Source organism: Bacillus sp. TH30 (assembly GCF_016650875.1).
Classification (GTDB): Bacteria; Bacillota; Bacilli; order Bacillales; family Bacillaceae_G; genus Bacillus_A; species Bacillus_A mycoides.
In genome coordinates this window covers 4,324,071-4,345,580 of record NZ_JAEKEY010000002.1, presented here as the reverse complement: position 1 = coordinate 4,345,580, position 21,510 = coordinate 4,324,071, and the positions used below count along the sequence as shown (strand labels likewise).

General features: G+C 36.0%; 18 protein-coding genes and 2 pseudogenes. 6 read left to right on the top strand and 14 right to left on the bottom strand.

All coding sequences use genetic code 11. The annotated features are described in order from the left end of the window. Positions 1 to 55: 55 nt before the first annotated feature. From putP to JFU20_RS24610, 3 genes are all read right to left on the bottom strand, one after another. Positions 56 to 1,534, bottom strand: a complete 1,479-nt coding sequence (gene putP, locus JFU20_RS24620; protein WP_201038958.1) for a sodium/proline symporter PutP — start codon at positions 1,532 to 1,534, stop codon at positions 56 to 58. A 325-nt stretch (positions 1,535 to 1,859) separates the two neighbouring features. Then, positions 1,860 to 3,428 (bottom strand): FMN-binding glutamate synthase family protein, encoded by a 1,569-nt coding sequence (locus JFU20_RS24615; protein ID WP_002014243.1) that lies wholly within the window; start codon positions 3,426 to 3,428, stop codon positions 1,860 to 1,862. 67 nt (positions 3,429 to 3,495) lie between these two features. Further along, the gene (locus JFU20_RS24610; RefSeq protein WP_002014241.1) at positions 3,496 to 4,623 is read right to left on the bottom strand and encodes an alkene reductase; all 1,128 of its coding nucleotides are present in this window, start codon (positions 4,621 to 4,623) and stop codon (positions 3,496 to 3,498) included. 433 nt (positions 4,624 to 5,056) lie between these two features. On the opposite strand from JFU20_RS24610, the gene JFU20_RS24605 reads away from it, so the two are divergent. Beyond that, positions 5,057 to 6,151 carry an NAD(P)-dependent alcohol dehydrogenase gene (locus JFU20_RS24605; RefSeq protein ID WP_002014240.1) on the top strand — a complete coding sequence of 365 codons (1,095 nt, stop codon included), beginning with the start codon at positions 5,057 to 5,059 and terminating at the stop codon, positions 6,149 to 6,151. A gap of 538 nt (positions 6,152 to 6,689) precedes the next feature. Here JFU20_RS24605 and JFU20_RS24600 read toward each other — a convergent pair. From JFU20_RS24600 to hutP, 6 genes are all read right to left on the bottom strand, one after another. Then, positions 6,690 to 7,151: a CarD family transcriptional regulator gene (locus JFU20_RS24600; protein WP_170935206.1), complete on the bottom strand. Its 462-nt coding sequence runs from the start codon at positions 7,149 to 7,151 to the stop codon at positions 6,690 to 6,692. Positions 7,152 to 7,443: 292 nt separating this feature from the next. Further along, entirely contained in the window at positions 7,444 to 8,415 is a 972-nt protein-coding gene (gene hutG / locus JFU20_RS24595; protein WP_002165263.1) for a formimidoylglutamase, read from the bottom strand. Further along, the gene (gene hutI, locus JFU20_RS24590) at positions 8,394 to 9,665 is read right to left on the bottom strand and encodes an imidazolonepropionase (RefSeq protein ID WP_000887529.1); all 1,272 of its coding nucleotides are present in this window, start codon (positions 9,663 to 9,665) and stop codon (positions 8,394 to 8,396) included. Before hutI ends, hutG begins: the two co-directional genes overlap by 22 nt. A gap of 12 nt (positions 9,666 to 9,677) precedes the next feature. Next, positions 9,678 to 11,336, bottom strand: a complete 1,659-nt coding sequence (gene hutU / locus JFU20_RS24585) for a urocanate hydratase (RefSeq protein WP_002165262.1) — start codon at positions 11,334 to 11,336, stop codon at positions 9,678 to 9,680. Positions 11,337 to 11,359: 23 nt separating this feature from the next. Continuing rightward, the gene (gene hutH / locus JFU20_RS24580; RefSeq protein WP_063219752.1) at positions 11,360 to 12,877 is read right to left on the bottom strand and encodes a histidine ammonia-lyase; all 1,518 of its coding nucleotides are present in this window, start codon (positions 12,875 to 12,877) and stop codon (positions 11,360 to 11,362) included. Positions 12,878 to 12,979: 102 nt separating this feature from the next. Further along, positions 12,980 to 13,420 (bottom strand): histidine utilization transcription antiterminator HutP, encoded by a 441-nt coding sequence (gene hutP, locus JFU20_RS24575; RefSeq protein ID WP_000926519.1) that lies wholly within the window; start codon positions 13,418 to 13,420, stop codon positions 12,980 to 12,982. A gap of 202 nt (positions 13,421 to 13,622) precedes the next feature. Here hutP and JFU20_RS24570 point away from each other — a divergent pair, with 202 nt between their 5' ends. Next, positions 13,623 to 14,570 (top strand): class I SAM-dependent methyltransferase, encoded by a 948-nt coding sequence (locus JFU20_RS24570; protein WP_002014232.1) that lies wholly within the window; start codon positions 13,623 to 13,625, stop codon positions 14,568 to 14,570. A gap of 13 nt (positions 14,571 to 14,583) precedes the next feature. On the opposite strand, the pseudogene JFU20_RS24565 reads toward JFU20_RS24570, so the two are convergent. After that, positions 14,584 to 15,155 (bottom strand): annotated as a pseudogene (locus JFU20_RS24565) (DJ-1/PfpI family protein). Continuing rightward, on the bottom strand, positions 15,152 to 15,727 hold the full coding sequence (locus JFU20_RS24560; RefSeq protein ID WP_002137753.1) for an AAA family ATPase: 576 nt from the start codon (positions 15,725 to 15,727) through the stop codon (positions 15,152 to 15,154). Before JFU20_RS24560 ends, JFU20_RS24565 begins: the two are co-directional and overlap by 4 nt. Positions 15,728 to 15,981: 254 nt before the next feature. On the opposite strand from JFU20_RS24560, the gene JFU20_RS24555 reads away from it, so the two are divergent. Together JFU20_RS24555 and JFU20_RS24550 are read left to right on the top strand one after the other, a co-directional pair. Further along, positions 15,982 to 16,278, top strand: coding sequence for a hypothetical protein (locus JFU20_RS24555; protein ID WP_002014228.1), 297 nt, complete (start codon positions 15,982 to 15,984; stop codon positions 16,276 to 16,278). Between the two features lie 103 nt (positions 16,279 to 16,381). After that, entirely contained in the window at positions 16,382 to 16,813 is a 432-nt protein-coding gene (locus tag JFU20_RS24550; RefSeq protein ID WP_002165260.1) for a DUF2621 domain-containing protein, read from the top strand. A gap of 551 nt (positions 16,814 to 17,364) precedes the next feature. Here JFU20_RS24550 and JFU20_RS24545 read toward each other — a convergent pair. The 3 genes and pseudogenes from JFU20_RS24545 to JFU20_RS30605 form a co-directional block, all read right to left on the bottom strand. Further along, a complete protein-coding gene (locus JFU20_RS24545) occupies positions 17,365 to 17,871 on the bottom strand; it encodes a CcdC family protein (RefSeq protein ID WP_002014224.1) in 507 nt (168 codons plus the stop codon). A 90-nt stretch (positions 17,872 to 17,961) separates the two neighbouring features. Further along, on the bottom strand, positions 17,962 to 18,669 hold the full coding sequence (gene ccdA / locus JFU20_RS24540; protein WP_001152684.1) for a cytochrome c-type biogenesis protein CcdA: 708 nt from the start codon (positions 18,667 to 18,669) through the stop codon (positions 17,962 to 17,964). Between the two features lie 16 nt (positions 18,670 to 18,685). Then, positions 18,686 to 18,769 (bottom strand): annotated as a pseudogene (locus tag JFU20_RS30605) (peptidase T); the annotation flags it as partial. Positions 18,770 to 19,302: 533 nt separating this feature from the next. Here JFU20_RS30605 and JFU20_RS24535 point away from each other — a divergent pair. Continuing rightward, on the top strand, positions 19,303 to 20,211 hold the full coding sequence (locus JFU20_RS24535) for an EamA family transporter (protein ID WP_002137757.1): 909 nt from the start codon (positions 19,303 to 19,305) through the stop codon (positions 20,209 to 20,211). An 88-nt stretch (positions 20,212 to 20,299) separates the two neighbouring features. Continuing rightward, entirely contained in the window at positions 20,300 to 21,460 is a 1,161-nt protein-coding gene (locus JFU20_RS24530; protein ID WP_002014221.1) for a M20 peptidase aminoacylase family protein, read from the top strand. The last annotated feature ends 50 nt before the right edge of the window (positions 21,461 to 21,510 follow it).

Here is a 21,510-nt window from a genome sequence, read left to right as displayed (position 1 = left end):
TTCATTTTAAATCAAAAGAGAGTAAATGCTAGTTAGCATTTACTCTCTTCGCTAATTATTTCGTTTCCTCTTCCAACACTGCTTCCATCTCGTTAAATTCACGATGAATTGCTTTCACTGGTTCTTTCGTTAATAAACTTACAACTATAACAGCTAATAAACTACAGAAGAATCCAGGTACCATTTCATACATAGTCGCTTTTAAACTTGGAATTTGTACCCAAGTAATAACAACTACTGCACCTACAATCATACCAGCAAGAACTCCCCATTTGTTCGTTCTCTTCCAATATAAACTTAATAAAATGGCGGGTCCGAATGCTGAACCAAATCCTGCCCAAGCATAACCGACAAGTGTTAAAATTGTATCACTTGGATGATACGCTAAAACAACTGCGATCATAGCTACTACTAATACTGACAGTCTACCGATAAATACAAGTTCTTTATCACTTGCGTTACGACGGAAAAATGTTTTATAGAAATCTTCCGTTACAGCACTTGAAATAACGAGTAATTGCGAGGAAATACTACTCATAATCGAAGCCAAAATAGCTGACAATAAAAATTCAGTAATATACGGATGGAATAAAATGTTTGAGAATGTTACAAAGACCATTTCTGGGTCTTGTAATTTCTCATTATTTTTAGCGTAATAAGCAATACCAATTAGACCAGTAAGCATTGCACCTATAATTGAAATCGTCATCCAACCGATACCGATTCTACGAGAAGTTTTTAAATCTTTAACAGAGGTAATTGCCATAAAGCGAACAATAATATGCGGTTGACCAAAATACCCAAGACCCCATGCTAAAAATGAAATAATACCAAGAATTGTAGTACCTTTAAACATATCTAAATGCGATGCATCAACTTGCTTAATCGTATTGAATGTTTCTGTTACACCACCGACATCTGTAAAAGCTACAATTGGCACTAACACAAGAGCAATAAACATAATACAACCTTGCACAAAGTCGGTCCAACTTACTGCTAAAAAGCCACCGAATAATGTATAAGCAACAACGACACCGACAGTTACAAATAAACCAATTTTATAATCAAGATTGAAAGAATTCTCAAACAAACGTCCACCTGAAACTAAACCAGCTGACGCATAAAATGTGAAAAACACTAAAATGACGATAGCGGAGACAAAACGAAGTATTTTCGTACGATCTTTAAACCGATTTTCTAAAAAATCTGGAATCGTAATTGAATCATTTGCCATTTCTGTATACGTTCGCAAACGCGGGGCAAGAATTAAATAGTTTGCATAAGCACCTATTAATAAACCTATCGCAATCCATACACTTGATAATCCTGTTGCATACATCGCACCAGGTAATCCCATTAGCATCCAACCACTCATGTCAGAAGCACCAGCTGATAAAGCTGTAACTGCTGGACCGAGTCCCCTTCCGCCTAACATATAATCTGATAAATCGGATGTCTTCTTATAAGACCAATAACCGATATACAACATACCTGCCATATAAATAGCAAGCGAAACCATAATCTCAATCTTCACCAAATCTCTCCCTTAGTTACATAAGCCATTCAAAATTTCGAAAAATGACTTTTTCTATTTTCTTGTTTTCGCTTATGGTTCCCTACCTTAACAAACATTTTTTGTTCTTTCAAGTGAACAAGCCCTTTTCACTACATGTGAAAACCTTTATAAACGCCTTTATCCCAGTGGATTACCCGGTTTTTAAAAGAAATTAAAGTAAAAATATTCAGAAAATAAAATATCGTTTTTTCACACCTTATTTTCATTCGTTTATTAGTTGAATTTTAAAATAAAAAAGCCATACGAATGTATGACTTTTAATTTATTAAACATAGCTTATCTTCTATTTACTAGTAGGAAACAATTCTGAAAGAGGAACTATTCGCCCCACCTCATCTTTAAACACAATATGCTCTCTCGTTAAATGGCGCGGGCTCTTTACTCCCGCTGCTGCCGCAAGTGAGAACAAACTATATCTCATACTAACAACATAATTCATTACTCGCCATTTCTTCTCATACGGATCTAGCGCTTTTTGATAGTGCGGATTCGTCGTGGCAATTCCAGATGGACATTGTCCGGAATTACATTGAAGTGCCATTATACAGCCACTTGCCATCATAAATCCGCGTGCTGAATTTACAGCATCTGCACCAATGGCTAAAGCAATTGCCACTTTATCTGGTGTAATTAATTTTCCTGAGGCAAACACTTTGAATTTTTCCCGAACACCGTAATGATTCGCTGTATCAATACATGTCAGTAATGCTGGAATAAGCGGTATTCCCATACTATCTGCCATTGATTTATACGTAGCACCTGATCCACCTTCTGAACCATCAATTGTAATGAAATCTGGATAAATGTTTAACTCTTTCATCGTTTTGAATAAATCTTCCAACGGTTCCTGCTGTCCAATTACAATCTTCATCCCAACTGGTTTACCACCGTTTTCTTGCAAACGTTGAATAAAATAAAGTGTATCTACTGCATTCTTTAAAAATGGAAATCGATTCGGTGAATTAATCGTTTCTCCTTCTCGCACATTCCGAACAGAAGCAATTTTCTCATTTACTTTTTGTCCCTCTAGATGACCACCACGTATTTTCGCACCTTGCCCAAATTTCAATTCGAATGCTTTAATATTACTTTCTTTCGCTTTCTCCATAAATTTCTTCATTGAAAACTTACCATCCTCATCACGATATCCAAATAATCCTGGACCAATTTGCGCAACGATATTTGCACCGGTATGTAAATGTTCCGGTATTACACCACCTTCCCCCGTATTAATCCACGAACCGCCAGCCATCTTCGCGCCAAATCCACTTGCCAAAATATAATTTTCGCCAATTGCACCGTAAGAAGTTGCTGATGCGCCAAACATGCCATACAGTTTCCACGGATATTTGCGGTTTTCACCGACGATAATTGCATCGTCTTCTTCATATAACCAAAGATTCGTTGTATCCGCTGTCAATTTTTCTCTTCGTGAAAATAACCCTTCTTTATGAATCACATACTTTTTCCCTTCACGTTCTTTCGTTACATTCACACTTAATTCATCTGTTAATTTCGGAAATAATGTATTAGCGATATAATATCCAGATGCATCAAAATCTCGTTTTGATCCAAAACCGAGTATTTCTGAACGGTATTTTGCTAGAAACATTACACTTTGAAAATCATAACGTGAAAAGGGCTTTCCATCCGTATCATGATCAAACCAATATTGCCTAAATTCCGGTCCTATCTTTTCAAGTAAATAACGCATCCTTCCTAAGTATGGATGTAACTTTAATATAGAATGATGCGTCCGTTTTTTAATAAAAAATGTAATAATAAAAAAAATGATTAATAGTAACATCAATAAGAGCAATATACTAATAATAACGAGTAGCGTTTCACTCATCCCGCTTCCTCCTATGAAAATCCATAATAAAAGGAGAACACCTGATGTGTTCTCCTTTTATCTTTATTCAAATTAATGTAGCAAGATGCTCTTTCGCATCATATTCAACTAAACTTTCAGCATTTTTAATTCGATGAACAAAATCTGGATTAGCTATTAAAGGTCTTCCGAATGCCACTACATCAATTGTTCCTTCTTGCAACGCTTCTTCAGCCTCTTTCGGATTTAAATTCCCTACTCCTACAATCGTACCCTCCCAATATTTTCTTACTAATTGATGAAAATTCTTTCCGTCAGCAATAACTGCCGTATAATTCATCGTTGAAGGGTGAATCATCGTTAATCCAACTTCGTTGAACATATTTACAAACATTTCAATTGCAAGCTCAGGGTTTTCCCACATATAAGTTGGATTATCACCTTTGAAAGCAGAGAAACGAAGAAGTGTTTTATCAGCCCCAACAGCTTCTATTACAGCCTCCGTTACTTCTTTCATAAACGTTAGCCTTTGCTTTAAATCTCCGCCGTATTTATCAGTACGCTTATTTGCGAACTCATAAGTAAATTGATCGATTAAATATCCGTGTGCCCCATGAATTTCTACTCCATCAAATCCAGCTTCGATCGCGTTTTTCGCAGCTTGTGCGTATTGACCAATCACCTCTTGTATTTCTTCTAACGTCATTGCTTCTGGCGTGTCGAACGGTTTACGAAAACGCGGAACATTTCCCTCTGCAGCGATAGCAGACGGTGCTTGTGGCATTTGCCCACCAATTATCTCGTGATGACTCATACGGCCAACATGCCATATTTGAGCAATAATCGTTCCACCTTCTTTATGTACTGCCTCTGTAACAGGCTTCCACGAATCGATTTGTTCTTGTGTATAAATCCCTGGTACTCCCGGATTACCTTTTGCCCTTGGGCTAATGACGATTCCCTCTGTAATAATTAAGCCAACTCCATCAGCTGCACGTTTTCTATAATACTCTACCACATCAGTACCAACGACTCCCGTTTCATGATCCGCGAAACATCTCGTCATCGGTGCCATTGCTATGCGATTACGAAGAGACCAAGATCCAATTTGAATCGGATCAAACAGCTTCGTTTCTTCAATATTTTCAAAAGATCCCCAATCATTTATATTTGTTCCTTCGTAAATACTTGCAGCTTTATTATTTGCACTTGTCATTTTTCTTCCCCCTAAAAAATTCTTACTATAATCGCATCATACTTACTTTTAGATAGTAACGTCAATTTATACGCTCTTACGTAGGAATATTCGCATAATAAAACTAACTGTTTTTTAACTTTAAGGGTTCTGGTATTCAAGACTCTACTGTCTATTTTTATGTTCAGTAAGTGGATGAAGAAAATACTTGTTAAGTGGATGTTTTCTTTTCTTCTAGTTTTATTACTATAGAATATATTGGTAATTAATTATTTAACTATTTACTAACCAAAAAGAACCTGTTTCCAATGTACTATGTTCAAACTTAAACTAACGAGGTTTCAATAATTCATTTGTTTTTTAATTATACCAACGAAATTTTAGGAACTAATAAAAGACTCCTAGATAGTTGAAAGTATTTTTTCTTATTTAATTTTTAGAAAGAAGGATAACAATGAAAACAAAAGCTATCGTTTCTACACCTGAAAAAGATTTTAATATGCAAGAAGTATACTTAGACGAGATTAAAGACGATGAAGTATTAGTAAAAATTATCGCTTCGGGTATATGTCATACAGATGCAACAGTTTTAGACGGTACAATGCCAACACCAAAACCAGTTGTTTTAGGACATGAAGGTTCTGGTATTGTAGAAAAAGTGGGAAGTAATGTAACATTGGTTAAATCTGGTGACCATGTTGTACTTGGATTTTCTTACTGTGGTCATTGTGAAAATTGCTTAGATGGTAATGCTGCTGCTTGCGAAAATATGATTGAATTAAACTTCTCTGGAAAAAACAAACGCCATGTAACACCTATACACGATCTTAACAATAATGACATTTCTCAATTCTTCGGCCAATCTTCATTCGCATACCATGCCGTTGTTAATGAGAATAATGCTGTAAAAGTACCAAAAGATGTTGATATACGTTTGTTAGGACCACTTGGTTGTGGAATTATGACTGGTAGCGGTACGATCCTAAATTCATTACAGCCAAAACCAGGTAGTAGCCTAGTTGTATTTGGAACCGGTGCTGTTGGCCTTAGTGGCTTAATGGCAGCTAAAATTGCTGGATGTACTACAATCATTGCCATTGATATTCATGATAGTCGTTTAGAATTAGCGAAGGAATTAGGGGCTACACACACGATTAATAGCTTAAACGAAGATCCAGTTGCCAAAATTAAAGAAATTACAAACGGTGGAGCTAATTACTCATTTGAAACAACTGGCGTAAATACTGTTACACTGCAATCCATTCAATGCTTACGAGTAAAAGGTACAATGGCAACTGTTGCTGTTGGTAAAAAGGATTTAACTTTAAACGTAACAAATGAAATTGTCGTAAAAGCTATTACAATTAAAGGGGTAGTTGAAGGTGATGCAGTACCGCAACTATTCATTCCAAAATTAATTAATTTCTATCAAAAAGGACTATTCCCATTCGATAAGTTTGTACAATTCTATTCTTTTGAAGAAATTGCTCAAGCATTTGAAGATTCTAAAACAGGAAAAACGATTAAACCTATTATCGTAATGGAGTAACATTTGTTTACTTTTTCCCGATAACTAACAAAACAAAAATATCCTGAAATGGAATAAATAAAATTAAAAAGGTTTCCTAAGTAGGAAACCTTTTTTAGTTGACCATATAAGGCTAACAATTCGTTTATCTCTTTTAAATAAAGAAAATAAACAATTATTATCTCCTCACATATGGAAAATCTCTTAACAATAGAAGTGGGAGTGGTTCAGTATTCTTCTAAAAATAATAACTTATATACCTAAAACAATGAAAGCCCTACCTCTCTTTCATCCTTACGGCTCCTCGTCCGTGCCAGTGTGAATCAGGATTGCAAAAATCAAGTAACTATTTTATCGAGTTATTTAATTAAACTTCGAACATTCGTAAAAGAAATTAAAAAATAAAAATGGATTAAATTGTAGTAATAACAAAAGAGGTTAATGCTCTAAAAGTGGTTTGAAAGAGTTGAATGTCTTTGAAATGATTGATTTTCTATAATTATATTCCCAAAAAATTCAAGATCTTTTTTGGGATGTAATACATTATCTACAATGAATCTTAACAAAAGCTTTTTATTTGATTTTCTGTGATACCTTCAATTAATCCCAGCTCACTAATCAAAAATTCATGTGCGTTATCTAACATTTTCTTTTCGCTTGCATTAAGTGCTTTTTCTTTCTGCATACGTAATAAATCACGTACAACTTCAGCACCTTCTTGTATTTTACCCGTTTTTATTTTATCAGTGTTCAATTTATACCTTTGTTTCCACGTAAGTAATCTATCTGATTCCCCATGCTGAAAAATATCTATTATGTTTGTTAATGCCTTTATATCTGTAACTGGTCGTATATTTGAACTCAATATTTTCCCCATAGGAATCATTACTTCCATATTACTAGCCGACATTTTTATAACATAATACTGTCTTTTTTCTCCTGAGATTTCCTTTTCTTCTATGGCTTTAATTATACCTGCTCCGTGCATTGGATAAACGATGTTATCGCCAATTTGAAACAAATAATCCACCTCCATATATGGTAACCTTCTCAATCTTAACACACATTTATTTTTTTAGCAAAATTTTTATAATATCACAAAATTATTTTCTATGTCAATTTATTTACACATAAAAATTCAAGCTGTACAGAAACACTAAAAAACCCGCGATTTTGTTACATTTCCACACCCATTTTCTCCAATTTTATATACCTTGTAAAACAAAAAAAACACATCACTACATATAAGTAGCGATGTATTTTTATATAATGACAAAAACGGTTGCTTCAAAACTTTACACACGATCCTTCGCTTATATACTAACCTGTTTACTAATCGTTTCTCGCGCTAAAAGAAAACTCATAATCACTTGCGCAGCTACTCTACTCGTCATATCCCTAAAATCAAGAGTTGGATCAATTTCTACTATATCCATCCCTTGAACGAGTGGCTCTTTACCAAGGAATTCAATTGCATCAAGTAAAGTTGTACTATCCATCCCACCAGGGCCAATTGCTGGACAGCCTGGCGCAAACGCTTGGTCTAGTACGTCCATATCAAGAGAAATATAAATAGAAGTCACATCTTGTTTTCTTAATACTTCAATACTTTCTGAAATAAGATCTTTTATTTTTCGCTCTCTTACATCTTTCATTGTATACACTGTCACGCCATGCTCTTTTGCATATTCATGGTACGCTCGTGCATTTGAAAAATTACGAATCCCAATTTGAACGAGTTGTTTTCCTGTAATCACATCATTTTCTAGTAAACTACGGAACGGTGTACCATTTGATGGACCACCATCATCTAAATTACGTAAATCATGATGGGCATCAAATTGAATAATACCGACCTTCCCTTTACTATTTGCAAAACCAGTTATACTCGGAAAACTAATCGAGTGGTCACCACCAAGAACGATTGGTATCATTTTCGGATTTACTTTCGTCAAGTGACCAACTGTTTTCGCAATTCGGTTATGACTCTCTTTTATATCTGTCACATGCATCGTAATATCACCACAATCATGAAGAACACTTTCTTTCATATCGTGTTCTTCTGTAATTGCGTACGTGCTATATGCATCCAACATTGAACGAATTGTTTTTGGTGCAAAACATGCTCCTGAATGACTAATAGATGGTTTAGAAAGGGGTGCTCCAATTAAGGCAGCACCGAATATTTCTACGCCTTTCTCCCAATCTTTAATCATTTCGCTCCATTTCGTCACTTCCCGATCGATAAACTTTGCATTTTTCTTTAAATAGTGGCCGTGCTCCACGATTGTTCACCTCTTGTATATGCGATATTCCCATTCTTCCATACTGTATTTACATGACTTACGCCGTAATGGTACGGTACGTAAGCGTAATTATAAGCATCCCATAAAACTAAATCCGCCTTACGACCAACTCTAATTTTCCCAGCTACATCGCCTCGATTAATGGCATAAGATGAGTTCACTGTTACCGCATTCCAAACTTCTTCTGGTGTCATTTTCAGTTTCAGCATCGCAATGCTCATAATAAGCTGAATGTTTTCAGTTGGACAGCTACCTGGGTTAAAATCTGTAGCTAAAGCAACTGCAACACCTTCATCAATCATTTTGCGGCCGCGTGCGAAGCTTTCTTTATTTAAATAGAAAGTTGTTCCTGGTAATAAAGTTGCTACTGTATTAGAATTCGCAAGCATTTCAATTCCTTTATCAGAAGCGCCAACTAAATGGTCCGCTGATGCTGCACCAATTTCAGCCGCTGCTTCCGCACCACCAAGAGGGTCGATTTCATCTGCATGAATTTTCACATCAAAGCCAAGCTCTTTCGCTTTTAATAAAAATTCTTTTGATTCTTCTACAGAGAACACACCTGTTTCACAGAAAATATCAACGAACTCAGCTAATTGCTTCTCTTTCATTTCTGGTAATAGATCTAGCATCCATTGTAAAAATTCTTTCGATCTTCCTTTATACTCTTTCGGAACTGCATGAGCACCTAAAAATGTTGAAACTAAATCAATTGGATGCTCTTTTTGTAATTGTGCAGTTGCCTCTAATTGTTTCCATTCTGTCTCATCATCCAATCCGTAACCACTCTTCGCTTCTACAGTTGTAACTCCGAAAGATAGCATACGGTCTAAATGGAATTTAGCTTTTTGAACAAGTTCTTCTTTCGACGCTTGTTTCGTTGCATTTACAGTTGAAAGAATACCTCCACCTTGTTCTAAAATTTCCAAGTACGGAACTCCTTGTAGTTTTAGCGCGATTTCATTTTCACGAGATCCACCAAATACAAGATGAGTATGCGGATCAACAAGACCAGGAGACACCATTTTCCCGCCGCAATCAATAACCTCTTTCGCTTGTAATCCTTTAGCTTCTTCCGCTGTTCCAACAAAAGTAATTACACCATTTTCAATTCCAACCGCACCATTTTCAATAACAGGAAGCGTATTCATCGCTTCCCGTCTTAACAAGCCATCTTCTTGATCCATTGTTAGTAATTGACCGATATTTATTAGTAAAGTGTCCAGCATGTTTCTGCCTCCTTATTTCATCATTGGGATGTTAACGCCTTTTTCTTTCGCAGTTTGAACCGCTAAGTCATAGCCAGCATCAACGTGACGAACAACACCCATACCAGGGTCAGAAGTTAATACGCGTTCAATACGTTTTGCCGCTGCTTCTGTTCCATCTGCAACGATAACCATTCCAGCGTGAAGTGAATACCCCATACCAACGCCACCACCGTGATGAACAGACACCCAGCTTGCACCGTTTACACTGTTAATTAATGCATTTAAAATTGGCCAGTCTGCTACTGCATCACTACCGTCTTTCATTGATTCTGTTTCACGGTTTGGAGATGCTACTGATCCACAATCTAAATGGTCACGGCCGATAACGATCGGTGCTGATAATTCACCATTAGCCACCATTTCATTAATAATGCGGCCAAATTTTGCACGCTCGCCATAACCAAGCCAACAAATACGTGATGGAAGACCTTGGAACTCAACTTGCTGACGTGCCATACGAATCCAATTACATAAATGCTCATTATCCGCGAACTCGCGTAAAATAACTTCGTCTGTTTTATAAATATCTTCTGGATCACCAGAAAGTGCTACCCAGCGGAATGGTCCTTTTCCTTCACAGAATAATGGACGGATAAATGCTGGAACGAATCCCGGGAAATCGAAAGCATTTTTTAATCCTTCATCGAAAGCAACTTGGCGAATGTTATTTCCGTAATCAAATGTAATCGCGCCTTTTTCTTGCATTGCAAGCATTGCTTCTACATGTTTTTTCATACTTTCTTTTGATAATTGTACGTAACGTTCTGGATCTTCTTCACGAAGCTTCGCTGCTTCTTCTACTGTGTAACCTACTGGAATATAACCGTTTAATGGATCATGGGCAGAAGTTTGATCCGTAACTAAGTCAGGGATAATATTACGGTTTACTAACTCAGGTAAAATTTCTGCTGCATTACCTAATAATCCAATTGAAATAGGCTCTTTCTTCTCTTTATATTCGTTTGCAATAGTTAACGCTTCTTCTAATGATTCTGTATACTTATCACAATATCTCTTTTCAATACGACGATCGATACTACGCTTATCTACATCAATAGCAATTACAACACCGCCGTTCATCGTTACAGCAAGCGGTTGTGCGCCACCCATGCCACCTAAACCAGCAGTAATCGTTACAGTACCTTTTAATGAACCATCGAAATGTTGACGTGCCGCTTCACCAAATGTTTCATATGTTCCTTGTAAAATCCCTTGTGTCCCAATGTAAATCCAGCTACCCGCTGTCATTTGTCCGTACATCATAAGACCTTTTTTCTCTAATTCACGGAAGTGATCCCAGTTCGCCCACTTCGGTACTAAGTTTGAGTTCGCTAAAAGAACGCGAGGCGCATCTTCATGTGATTTAAAAATTGCAACTGGTTTTCCTGATTGAACAAGTAACGTTTCATCGTTTTCTAACGTTTTTAATGAATCAACAATTGCATGGTAGCTTTCCCAGTTACGAGCTGCACGGCCAATTCCGCCGTATACAACTAATTCTTCTGGTTTTTCAGCTACTTCAGGGTCTAAATTGTTCATTAACATTCGAAGTGCAGCTTCTTGAACCCATCCTTTCGTTTGTAACTCAGTACCTCTTGCCGCACGAATTGTTTGTTGTACTTTTTCCATTTCAATCTCTCCCTTTTCTCGTTTTATAGTGCTGCATTTACATCCAATCTTTCCTTTATTGAATAATTCGTTTTTAACCAATGCGCGATATTTTCAATATCCGTTGAGAATATACGGTCATTTGTAATAGATGGCACTTGCTGACGACCTTGATGATAGAACGTTTTTGTAACTGTACTCATGTTTTCAATTCCGCGATATTCTGCTGCTTGCATCGCACAGATCATCTCAATTGCAAGAACGCGTCTTGCATTTTGAATAATTTGATGCGCATGACGTGAAGCGATTGTTCCCATACTTACGTGATCTTCTTGGTTAGCTGAAGACGGAATTGAATCTACACTCGCTGGATGAGCTAACGTTTTATTTTCTGAAACGAGTGAAGCCGCTGCATATTGCATAATCATGGCACCTGATTGAAGTCCTGGTTCTGGACTTAAAAATGGTGGTAAGTCATTTAATTGCGGATTTACTAGGCGTTCAATACGGCGCTCTGAAATATTTGCAAGCTCCGCCATCCCTACTTTTAAGAAGTCCATTGCAAATGCAATTGGTTGTCCGTGGAAATTACCACCAGAGATTACTTTTTCACCGCCATCAAAAATAAGTGGATTATCTGTTGCTGCATTCATTTCAATTTCTAATTTTTCTTTCACATAATTTAAAACTTGCCAAGAAGCACCGTGAACTTGCGGGATACAACGAAGTGAATATGCATCTTGTACACGAAGTTCTCCTTGTTTTGTCACAAGTTTACTATCATGAAGAATATCACGAATTCTGCTTGCCACTTCGACTTGCTCTTTATAACCACGCGCTTTATGAACATTTTCATCGAATGCATCAATAATGCCGCGTAATCCTTCCATTGTCATCGATGCAATTAATTCTGATTGATAAGCACTTGCTTCAGCTTCTATATAAGAAAGAACCCCTTGCGCTGTCATTGCCTGCGTACCATTGATTAACGCAAGACCTTCTTTTGCTTCAAGTTCAATAGGTTCAAGTCCTTCTTCTGTAAGAGCAACCATCGCATGAACTCGTTTTCCTTTGTAGAACACTTCACCTTCACCTAATAAAACGAGAGCAAGATGAGATAAAGGTGCTAAATCGCCACTCGCACCAAGTGATCCTTGTTGCGGAACGACTGGATGAATTTTACGATTTACAAACTCAAGAAGCATGTTTACAACAAGTGGTCTAACACCCGATACTCCTTTTAACATCGTATTAGCTCGTAAAATCAACATACCGCGTGATACTTCTTCAGGGAATGGATCGCCTATTCCGCACGCATGTGACTGAATTAAGTTGTGCTGAAGTGCTTTTACATCATCTTTTTGAATAAGCACATCACTAAACTTTCCAAATCCAGTTGTAATACCGTAAACGACTTTTCCGTCCTCTACGATTTTCTCAACTACTTCGCGGCACTCTGCTACCTGTTGCATACTATTTGGACAAGCTGTTACACCTTCACCTTCAAGTAACAACCTCTTCATTTCTTCAACTGTCAATGTGTGTCCTGTTAGCGTAATCATTCTTTTTCCTCCTTATAAAGGCAAAAGGGGACCTTATCTTTTTAAGACAGACTCCTGTCCTAAAAAATAAGGCCCCCTTCTAACTAATAGACTATGGGCAAATCATATGTGATTAATTCCTAAACCAATCGCCTCATGCTCAGATCCTTTTACAGGTGCACCAATCGTTCCATAAAGCGCAACAGCAACCCATTCGCCTTCTTTTTTTCCGTCGTATGGTGTACCGCGCACAATCGCAAAGCGAAGTCCTACTGTACGAAGAACGTCTGCTAACTGAATTTGACCTCTCGTCACTCCGTACAAAGCTTCCATAATTGCATGATAAAGTGCATGTGTTTCTCTGTAAACATCTGTTTCAATAACTCGGTTGCTCTTAGCCGCTGTTTCCATTGCTGCTACTACTTTTTGCGAATTCATAGAACCAACTTTCCCAGTACAATATTTCCAACCTTTCGGAATAGATAATACGGGACTTTCATTCTCATCCGCAAGTGCCAACAGCATGGCCATACGACCAATTCGATGTGTTCCTTGAAGAAGCATGTGACTCTCTCATTTCTTTTGAATTATTTGAATATTACTTAATTTAAGAATATATGAAAACGGTTAAATCGTCAATAGTTTAAAATATTATTCAAGCAATTTTTTATCCCTCTCATACTTGTACTTGTGTACACAATTTATTTACAGATTTTTTTCAGACGTGCTATAGTCTCACTAACAGATACAAAGGGGCGAAATTTCAGTGGCGAAGCGAAAAGATATTCATTTTCGAATTGAAGAAAAATTACTTACAAGGTTTGAAGACGTACTCCATTACGAAGGTTTAAATAAAACAGACGTATTAACACATGCGATTCAGCAATTTTGCATAAAGGTGGAATGTGAAAAAATGAATGATGTAAAACGTCAATACAACGTTAGTGACCATTTACAAACACGTATCGATACGCATAAACATTACGAAGAAAAACAAGTGAATGTAGATGAAGTCGTCATTGAACATTTACAACTCCAAGGGGAAGAAAAAATATTAGAGGTCGGGTGTGCTAACGGAAAATTTCTTTCCCTTTTGCAAACTAATGGTCATAAAGGCCAGTTAACCGGCTTTGATCAATCGAAAACCATGATTTCTGAAGCCGCTATAACGAATAATACGATTGAATGGAAACTCGGTGATGCTAGTAAACTTCCTTTCGAAGCTAATTGTTATGACCTGATAATCGCAAGGCATATGTTATACCACATGAAAGATGTCGAAAAAACAATTCAAGGATTCCATAAAGTAATTCGTCCCGGTGGCTCACTTTTAGCTACAACAAATTCTAAAGTTTCAATGCCTCGTATAGTTGAAATGTGTAACAGTATGCTAGACGCATTTGACTTACCGAAAACATCACCAGCTGTAGCTCCATTTTGTTTAGAAAATGGTAAAGAGATACTACAATCTATTTTTTCAACTGTTGAAGAAACAATTATTCATAATGCACTCGTTTTTCATCATGCCACTCCAATCGTTAACTATATTTCTAGCATGTTCCCGTCGCTGAATATACCTGATAATATGTCCCTTCACACCGAAATGAAGGAATGGCTAAAAGAAGAAATAGAAAATGATTTATCACTTCACAACGGTATATGGCGCGATCCGAAAACGTTAGTGATTTATCGATGTAAAAAAGAAAAGAGCTAGCATTCGCTAGCTTTTACACGTTTTCCGGTAAAAGATTCTCCATCATTATATTGCCCTTTCCACTATAAAAATTTGTATTATGTTCATTCACTACTCCAAAATAGGAGGCAATCGCTAGTCCAAATGGCACAAATGCATGTCCTTGTGCTGTAATAATATTTGCGTGCTGTACAACTTCTGTATACACAAAATTTTCTACTGGAAAACAATCTAATTTTTGATAATCTATAGTCACTGTATAAGAGATTTCTTTAAATAAACCTGCTCTTGCTAACGCATACGGTCCAGCACAAATCGCTGCCACTAATTTTCCTTGCTCAGAAAATTGACGAATAACTGAAAAAGCGGTTTCGCCTCTTTCATATGTATTTCATCTCCGCCCGGAATGATAATCCCCTCATATTCTTCTACACGCACTTCACTTAATTCTATATGCGGCTGTACTTGTAAGCCTGTTTCACTTATAATCATTTCTTTTGTTAAACCCGCTGTAATGATTTCATATTTCTTTTTCAGCAATGCTGTTGCTACCGTTATTTCAAACTCTGCAAATGTCGGGTATACGAATAATAATATTTTTTTCATAGCCTTTTCTCCCTTAGCCACCCTATAAAATATGCCTCTAATTCGTCCACTGATAATATATTAGTGTCCACATAAGTTACGGGAAATTGTTTATACCATTCTTTTTCAACTTCTACTAATTTAAATTGTTCCTCAAATGTACTTCGATTTCTTGTCCTATCATTATTTCTCCTATCATACAAACTCTCTTTCGAAACATCTAAATAAAAAATTGCATCCGAACGGCATTCTCTTAATTTATACAATTCATCTTTTAATTCTGTTTCTATATCCCACTCTTTCCCTATCATCTTCGGATAAAAGAGTGTATAAAATTCAATATCTTCTGGTCCGCGGTCAAAAATCATGACTGATTTCACATTTTGAAACTCTTTTATTTTTGCTTCAATAAACATTTTTTGATTTGTAATAAACCCCTCTTTTGTGTAAATATCCAAATTTAATTCTTTCCGCTTTTCTACAATTGGATAAGGGTTTTCATATATAACTGAAAGCCCACATCGCTCTAAGCTTTTGGCCAATGTTGTTTTTCCACTTGCCATCGGTCCTTGGAGTGAAATTACGTATGTCATCTCTCTCATTCCCTTGTACTGTAATACATAAATAATAAACAGAATTTTGAAAACTATCAACAAGATATATATCATCTTGTTTCTTATTCTTATCTAACTTATAATAAAAAATAGAGATTATGACGGACGCATCAATAATGTAAGCTTGGAAATCCAAGCTTACATTATTTTTTGCTTTCCCTTTTCTTATAAAAAGAGTATACTAGATTAGAACGTATGTTCTTAATAATTACATACAGTAAGGAGATAGAACAATGGTATACGACACAAAAGCAATTTCTTGGAATGCATCTTTAAAACAACTTCAACGCCGCTATACAAACAAACAAGTTGACCGAAAAGAATTTGAAGATATTGAACTAATGGAATTCTTCCGCGATAACGACTACATTCCTTTACCTACACATATAAGCGGCCTATCAACAGCACGTTTTACTTCTTACTCTATTTTCACAACTGAAGATAAAGATCGTAAAGTTGGCACACTCATCATTGAATATGTAGAAAATGACAATGATATTTTATGTGTTGAACAACTATACTTCGTTTAAACTACAACGCTTGGTCAAATTGACCAAGCGTTCTTGCTTTCTATGAATCTCACTGTTTATAATATGAATAAAAGAAAACCGCAATCATTAAGGGGGGATACACTTGCTCGAAGGATGGTTCAGTTGGTTTATTGTATTATGGACTGTTATTTTATTAGGACTTATGTCTATCGGTGGATACTTTATGTTCAGAAAATTTTTAAAACGATTGCCGAAAGAAGACGGTATGTCCATTTTAGATTGGGAAGAGCATTACATAAATAAAACGAGACATTTATGGGCTGACGAACAAAAACAATTGTTAGAAGAACTAGTAAGTCCCGTTCCTGAACTATTTCGTGATGTTGCCAAATCAAAAATTGCCGGTAAAATTGGGGAACTTGCAATAAAGGAAAACGCTCCAAAAATTACACAAGATTTAATCATACAAGGATATATCGTTGCCACACCGAAGCGCGATCATAAATTTTTAATTAAGAAACTACAAGAAAAAGAGATTGATTATTCTAACTATAAAACTTTACTTGCAAAGTAAGCCCATTATTCCTTATAAAAAAGATTGCTATTTTATAGCAATCTTTTTTATAAGCTCAACTTACAGTTACTGATTTTGTAGCAATTAATCTCGCTTTCGCTAAATCTATCTGTAACCCTACAGCACTCGTATAAATCGTATCACCAGTACCTGTAATATTTACAGAGGTATATGTTGTATTCGCAGCAATTGATCCTGTTGCATTTATATTTGCAATATTAGATTCGGCTCAAGACACTTAAGCTAAGCGAAATTTCGTCATTAACATTCCACTTTCATGTTGTATCAGTACCATCAAGTGGAGTAATTGTTAATGAAGGAACGTCTCCTATACGATCCAACCTAATCTAACTTAGCCACCAATTACCGATGATAAAACTTCAAACCAAATAGTATTCCTTATATCGGTCCATTCGTAACGTCAAACTTAAATTGCTTCTTCGATGGTCGACAATTTATACATCACAACTAGAATTGAGGAAGTTACCTTTCAGTGATTAACAAAAAACAACGTCTAATCAGACGTTGTTTCTTTATACATATAACACTCTTTACGTTAACTTCATATCTTTTTCATTATAAAAACCATCTTCTTTTTCCATTTCCTTCTGTAATTTCGTAAAGGAACGGTACATTGCAATTCTCCATGAAACGATCATTGCAAACGCAAGTAAGAAGAACATGCCACTAAGTTGTCCTAAATCAAGAGACTGGCTTAAGTATGTTTTAAATACAATCCGCACGACAAGTAATCCAATTAGTATAAAAACAAATGCTTTTGAACGCTTCAAATAAATCTCTTGTCCTCTAATTTCAAATTTAGATGTTTTAATAAGAAAAATAGAGAAAAACAAACCGACGCCAATTGCTTCTAACATTTCTGCTGGAGTTAATCGAAATTCAGGAAAAACAAACATCAACGCTCCCGTGCTCATAAAAAATGGGGGAAGTATAATTTTTTTCAATGTTGCAGGTTTCTTAGCTGCTTTTAAACGAATAAACATCGCACCGACAGCCATACAAACAGCAACGATACTTGATAACAGAACTATGTTCATATTTTCTCATCCTTTTTTGTGGCTATATGCAAAATATAATTTTATTATATGCTTTTCCGTTAGTATTTCCAACATTTTCACAGAATAATACTAAAAACCGGTAAAACCACCAAATAAACTTGAGAAATATACGATAATTTTCGTCATCCAGTTAAAATATAGGAAGATACCCATGACAATCATAACGTATCCTCCAATCTTCATGAATTTCATACTATTTCTTTTAATCCAAGACATTTTCGTAATAAAGAATGAAAGTACGAAAAACGGGATAGCAAATCCAAGTATGTAAGCAATCATATAAATCATTGCCGATTCTGGATTTGTTGCAGCTAATCCAATTACAGACACTAATATAGGCCCAGTACAAGGTGTCCATCCAGCAGCAAATGCCAATCCAATTAAAACTGAACCAAAATAACCACTCGGACGATTTTTAAACGTAAATTTACGGTCTTGCATTAAAAACTTCGGTTTAAACACACCGACAATAATAAGACCGAACACGATGATAAATATACCACCTAACTGTCTAATTAAATCTTTATAATTTGTAAAGATGCCTCCAATAAAACTTGTACCAAATCCAATTGCAATAAAAATAATTGAAAAACCAAGTAAGAAAAACGCTGTATGTATCATACTTCTTTTGCGAAGCATTGCATTTTCTTCTTTCAATTCAGAAACCGACATACCTGTTATGTATGATAAAAATGCCGGATAAAGCGGTAAGCAACATGGGGATATAAACGATAAGAACCCAGCTCCAAACGCTAAAAAAATACTAATATCTTGCATGATTCCACTCCTCTCCTTACATATTGTAGCAAAAACACATAAAAATACTATGAACAATTCGTGAACTCACGTTTCCAACGTGATAATAAGAAAAACTACCCTTTCACACAGTTTCTAATAAAGTGAAACTTTAATCAGTGGGGTTTTGTTCATCCCACTGATTATTAGTTGAACCAATCGGGCGTTTACGGGCAGTTAATCTCCCATCTAACTTCTTTGCTCCAGCCGAATTTTGAGGTGGGAATCTTACTGCCCGTTAACGCGGGATAAAACGTTTTCATTCCCTTCTATTATATAGAAAAATCTCAATTGAATTATGAAACTCTTTCTAATTGTTACTAACATAACAAAGGTTCCACAGTTTCTCAAATGATTAGCACATTACAATTGACTTCACACCTATTGGCCTTAAAATTTTTTTCAAATGCTGTCTTTATACAACATAAAGCTGATTTTACAATACTTTAATTATTATTAATTTCAAGATTATGCATAAATATCATACTTTTATTATTATTCTATAAAATTTTGCACTTTTCTTTCATTTGACCCTTCATTTTTAATTTTGTATACTTCCATCTAGTTATATATGTCCGTTACGGAACAAGTTCATATAGATGGGAGGAATTTTTCATGCTTCGTTATTCTCTTTTAGTTTTATTAGGAGCGTGTAGTTATGGGGTTTTAGCTATTTTTGTTAAACTTGCATATGCAGAAGGGTTTTCACTTGGAGAGGTAATTGGTAGCCAGTATTTGTTCGGTTGGATTATTTTACTTGCTATTACACTTCTATTTTCTAGACATCGTGTTCCACTAAAACAAATGTTAATTTTATTCGTCGCAGGAACGTCTGCAAGTTTTACTGGAATTTTTTATTACGCTTCTTTAAAAACTGTACCAGCTTCTATTGCAATTATACTTTTATTCCAGTTCGTTTGGGTTGGGATTATCATTGAAGCAGTCGCAACAAAAACATTACCTTCCAGAGAAAAAGTTATTTCAGTAATCTTCTTACTTGCAGGTACATTTTTATCAAGTGGGTTATTAGAAACATCAGCTGGTGATTTCGATACGACTGGAATCATTTTAGGTTTATTATCTGCTGTTACATTTGCAACATACATTTTCGTAAGTGGGAAAGTTGCCGTTGAAGTACCTTCTTTACCACGTGGTGTCCTTTTAATGGCTGGCGCTTTAACTTTAGTCATGATCGTATTCCCGCCAACATTTATTTTTAACGGGGCGATCTCTCAAGGCCTTTGGAAATACGGCTTAGGATTAGGAATATTTAGTATCGTTATTCCGTCCATTGCCTTTACAATTGGCATTCCAAAAATCGGTTCTGGCTTAGCAACTATTCTTGGTGCAGCAGAACTGCCAGTTACAACAATTATGTCTGTATTCGTTTTAAAAGAAGCTGTACTATCGTCACAATGGATCGGTGTATCACTTATTTTAATCGGTATCGCAATTCCGCAAATTGCATACGCAATGCGTGGACGTTATAAAAAACAGCATACTCATAAAAAAGTTGCAGCATAAAACGAGAGAGGATTTTCATTTGAGAATCCTCTCTTTTATTATTGTATAATTAATACAAATACTTCACTTAAGAAAGAGGGCATAATAAGTGGCATCTATTCCTGATCAATTAACAGAAAAACTTATTTCCATTCGTCGGTATTTACATGAAAATCCAGAACTATCATACGAAGAATTTGAAACGACAAAAGCGATAAAAAATTGGTTAGACGAGGCCAATATCACTATTATTGATTCCAATTTAGAAACAGGAGTTATCGCTGAAATTTCTGGTAATAAAAAAGGACCGGTTGTAGCGCTTCGTGCTGATATCGATGCCCTTCCCATTCAGGAAGAAACAGACCTTCCATACACTTCAAAAATACAAGGTAAAATGCATGCTTGTGGGCATGATTTTCATACAGCTGCTGTATTGGGTGCGGCTTACTTATTAAAAGAAAAAGAAGCTTCTCTTAATGGAACTGTCCGCCTTATATTCCAGCCAGCTGAAGAAAGTAGTAATGGTGCTTGCAAAGTTATTGAAGCTGGGCATTTACGTGGCGTGCAAGCTATTTTCGGTATGCATAATAAACCTGATTTACCAGTAGGTACAATCGGTATTAAAGATGGGCCACTAATGGCCGGAGTTGATCGATTTGAAATTGAAATCCATGGTGTTGGTACACATGCAGCTGTGCCTGATGCCGGCGTCGATCCTATCGTTGCATCATCTCAAATCGTTATGGCACTTCAAACGATTGTAAGCCGAAATATTAGTTCTTCTCATAACGCTGTCGTAAGTGTAACAAACATTCATTCAGGGAATACGTGGAACGTTATTCCCGAAAAAGCAATATTAGAAGGAACTGTCCGTACATTCCAAGCTGAAACACGTGAAAAGATTCCGGCATTAATGAAACGTATCATTAAAGGCGTTTCTGATGCACTAGGTGTAAAAACAGAATTTCGATTTTACCCAGGTCCTCCTGCTGTTCAAAACGATAAAGTACTCACTGATTTTTCTATTCATATTGCAGAGAAAATGAATCTAAACGTTATCTCTCCTACACCATCAATGGCAGGAGAAGACTTTTCTTTTTACCAACAAGAAATACCAGGCTCATTCGTCTTTATGGGAACAAGTGGTACACATGAATGGCATCATCCAGCTTTTACAGTAGATGAAAAAGCATTGCCTATTAGCGCAGAGTATTTCGCACTATTAGCCGAAGAAGCTATTCATCAATTATTACAAACAAAAAGCCGTTAAGTTATGAAGTGCACCCCAATTGTTAGACACGGTCTAACAATTGGAGGTGC

Bases quoted from the DNA above. Each gene is read 5' to 3' on its own strand.
- JFU20_RS24615 (WP_002014243.1), bottom strand. From the start codon at position 3,428: ATGAGTGAAACGCTACTCGTTATTATTAGTATATTGCTCTTATTGATG.
- JFU20_RS24610 (WP_002014241.1), bottom strand. From the start codon at position 4,623: ATGACAAGTGCAAATAATAAAGCTGCAAGTATTTACGAAGGAACAAAT.
- JFU20_RS24605 (WP_002014240.1), top strand. From the start codon at position 5,057: ATGAAAACAAAAGCTATCGTTTCTACACCTGAAAAAGATTTTAATATG.
- hutI (WP_000887529.1), bottom strand. From the start codon at position 9,665: ATGCTGGACACTTTACTAATAAATATCGGTCAATTACTAACAATGGAT.
- hutU (WP_002165262.1), bottom strand. From the start codon at position 11,336: ATGGAAAAAGTACAACAAACAATTCGTGCGGCAAGAGGTACTGAGTTA.
- hutH (WP_063219752.1), bottom strand. From the start codon at position 12,877: ATGATTACGCTAACAGGACACACATTGACAGTTGAAGAAATGAAGAGG.
- hutP (WP_000926519.1), bottom strand. From the start codon at position 13,420: ATGCTTCTTCAAGGAACACATCGAATTGGTCGTATGGCCATGCTGTTG.
- JFU20_RS24560 (WP_002137753.1), bottom strand. From the start codon at position 15,727: ATGACATACGTAATTTCACTCCAAGGACCGATGGCAAGTGGAAAAACA.
- JFU20_RS24555 (WP_002014228.1), top strand. From the start codon at position 15,982: ATGGTATACGACACAAAAGCAATTTCTTGGAATGCATCTTTAAAACAA.
- JFU20_RS24545 (WP_002014224.1), bottom strand. From the start codon at position 17,871: ATGAACATAGTTCTGTTATCAAGTATCGTTGCTGTTTGTATGGCTGTC.
- ccdA (WP_001152684.1), bottom strand. From the start codon at position 18,669: ATGCAAGATATTAGTATTTTTTTAGCGTTTGGAGCTGGGTTCTTATCG.
- JFU20_RS24535 (WP_002137757.1), top strand. From the start codon at position 19,303: ATGCTTCGTTATTCTCTTTTAGTTTTATTAGGAGCGTGTAGTTATGGG.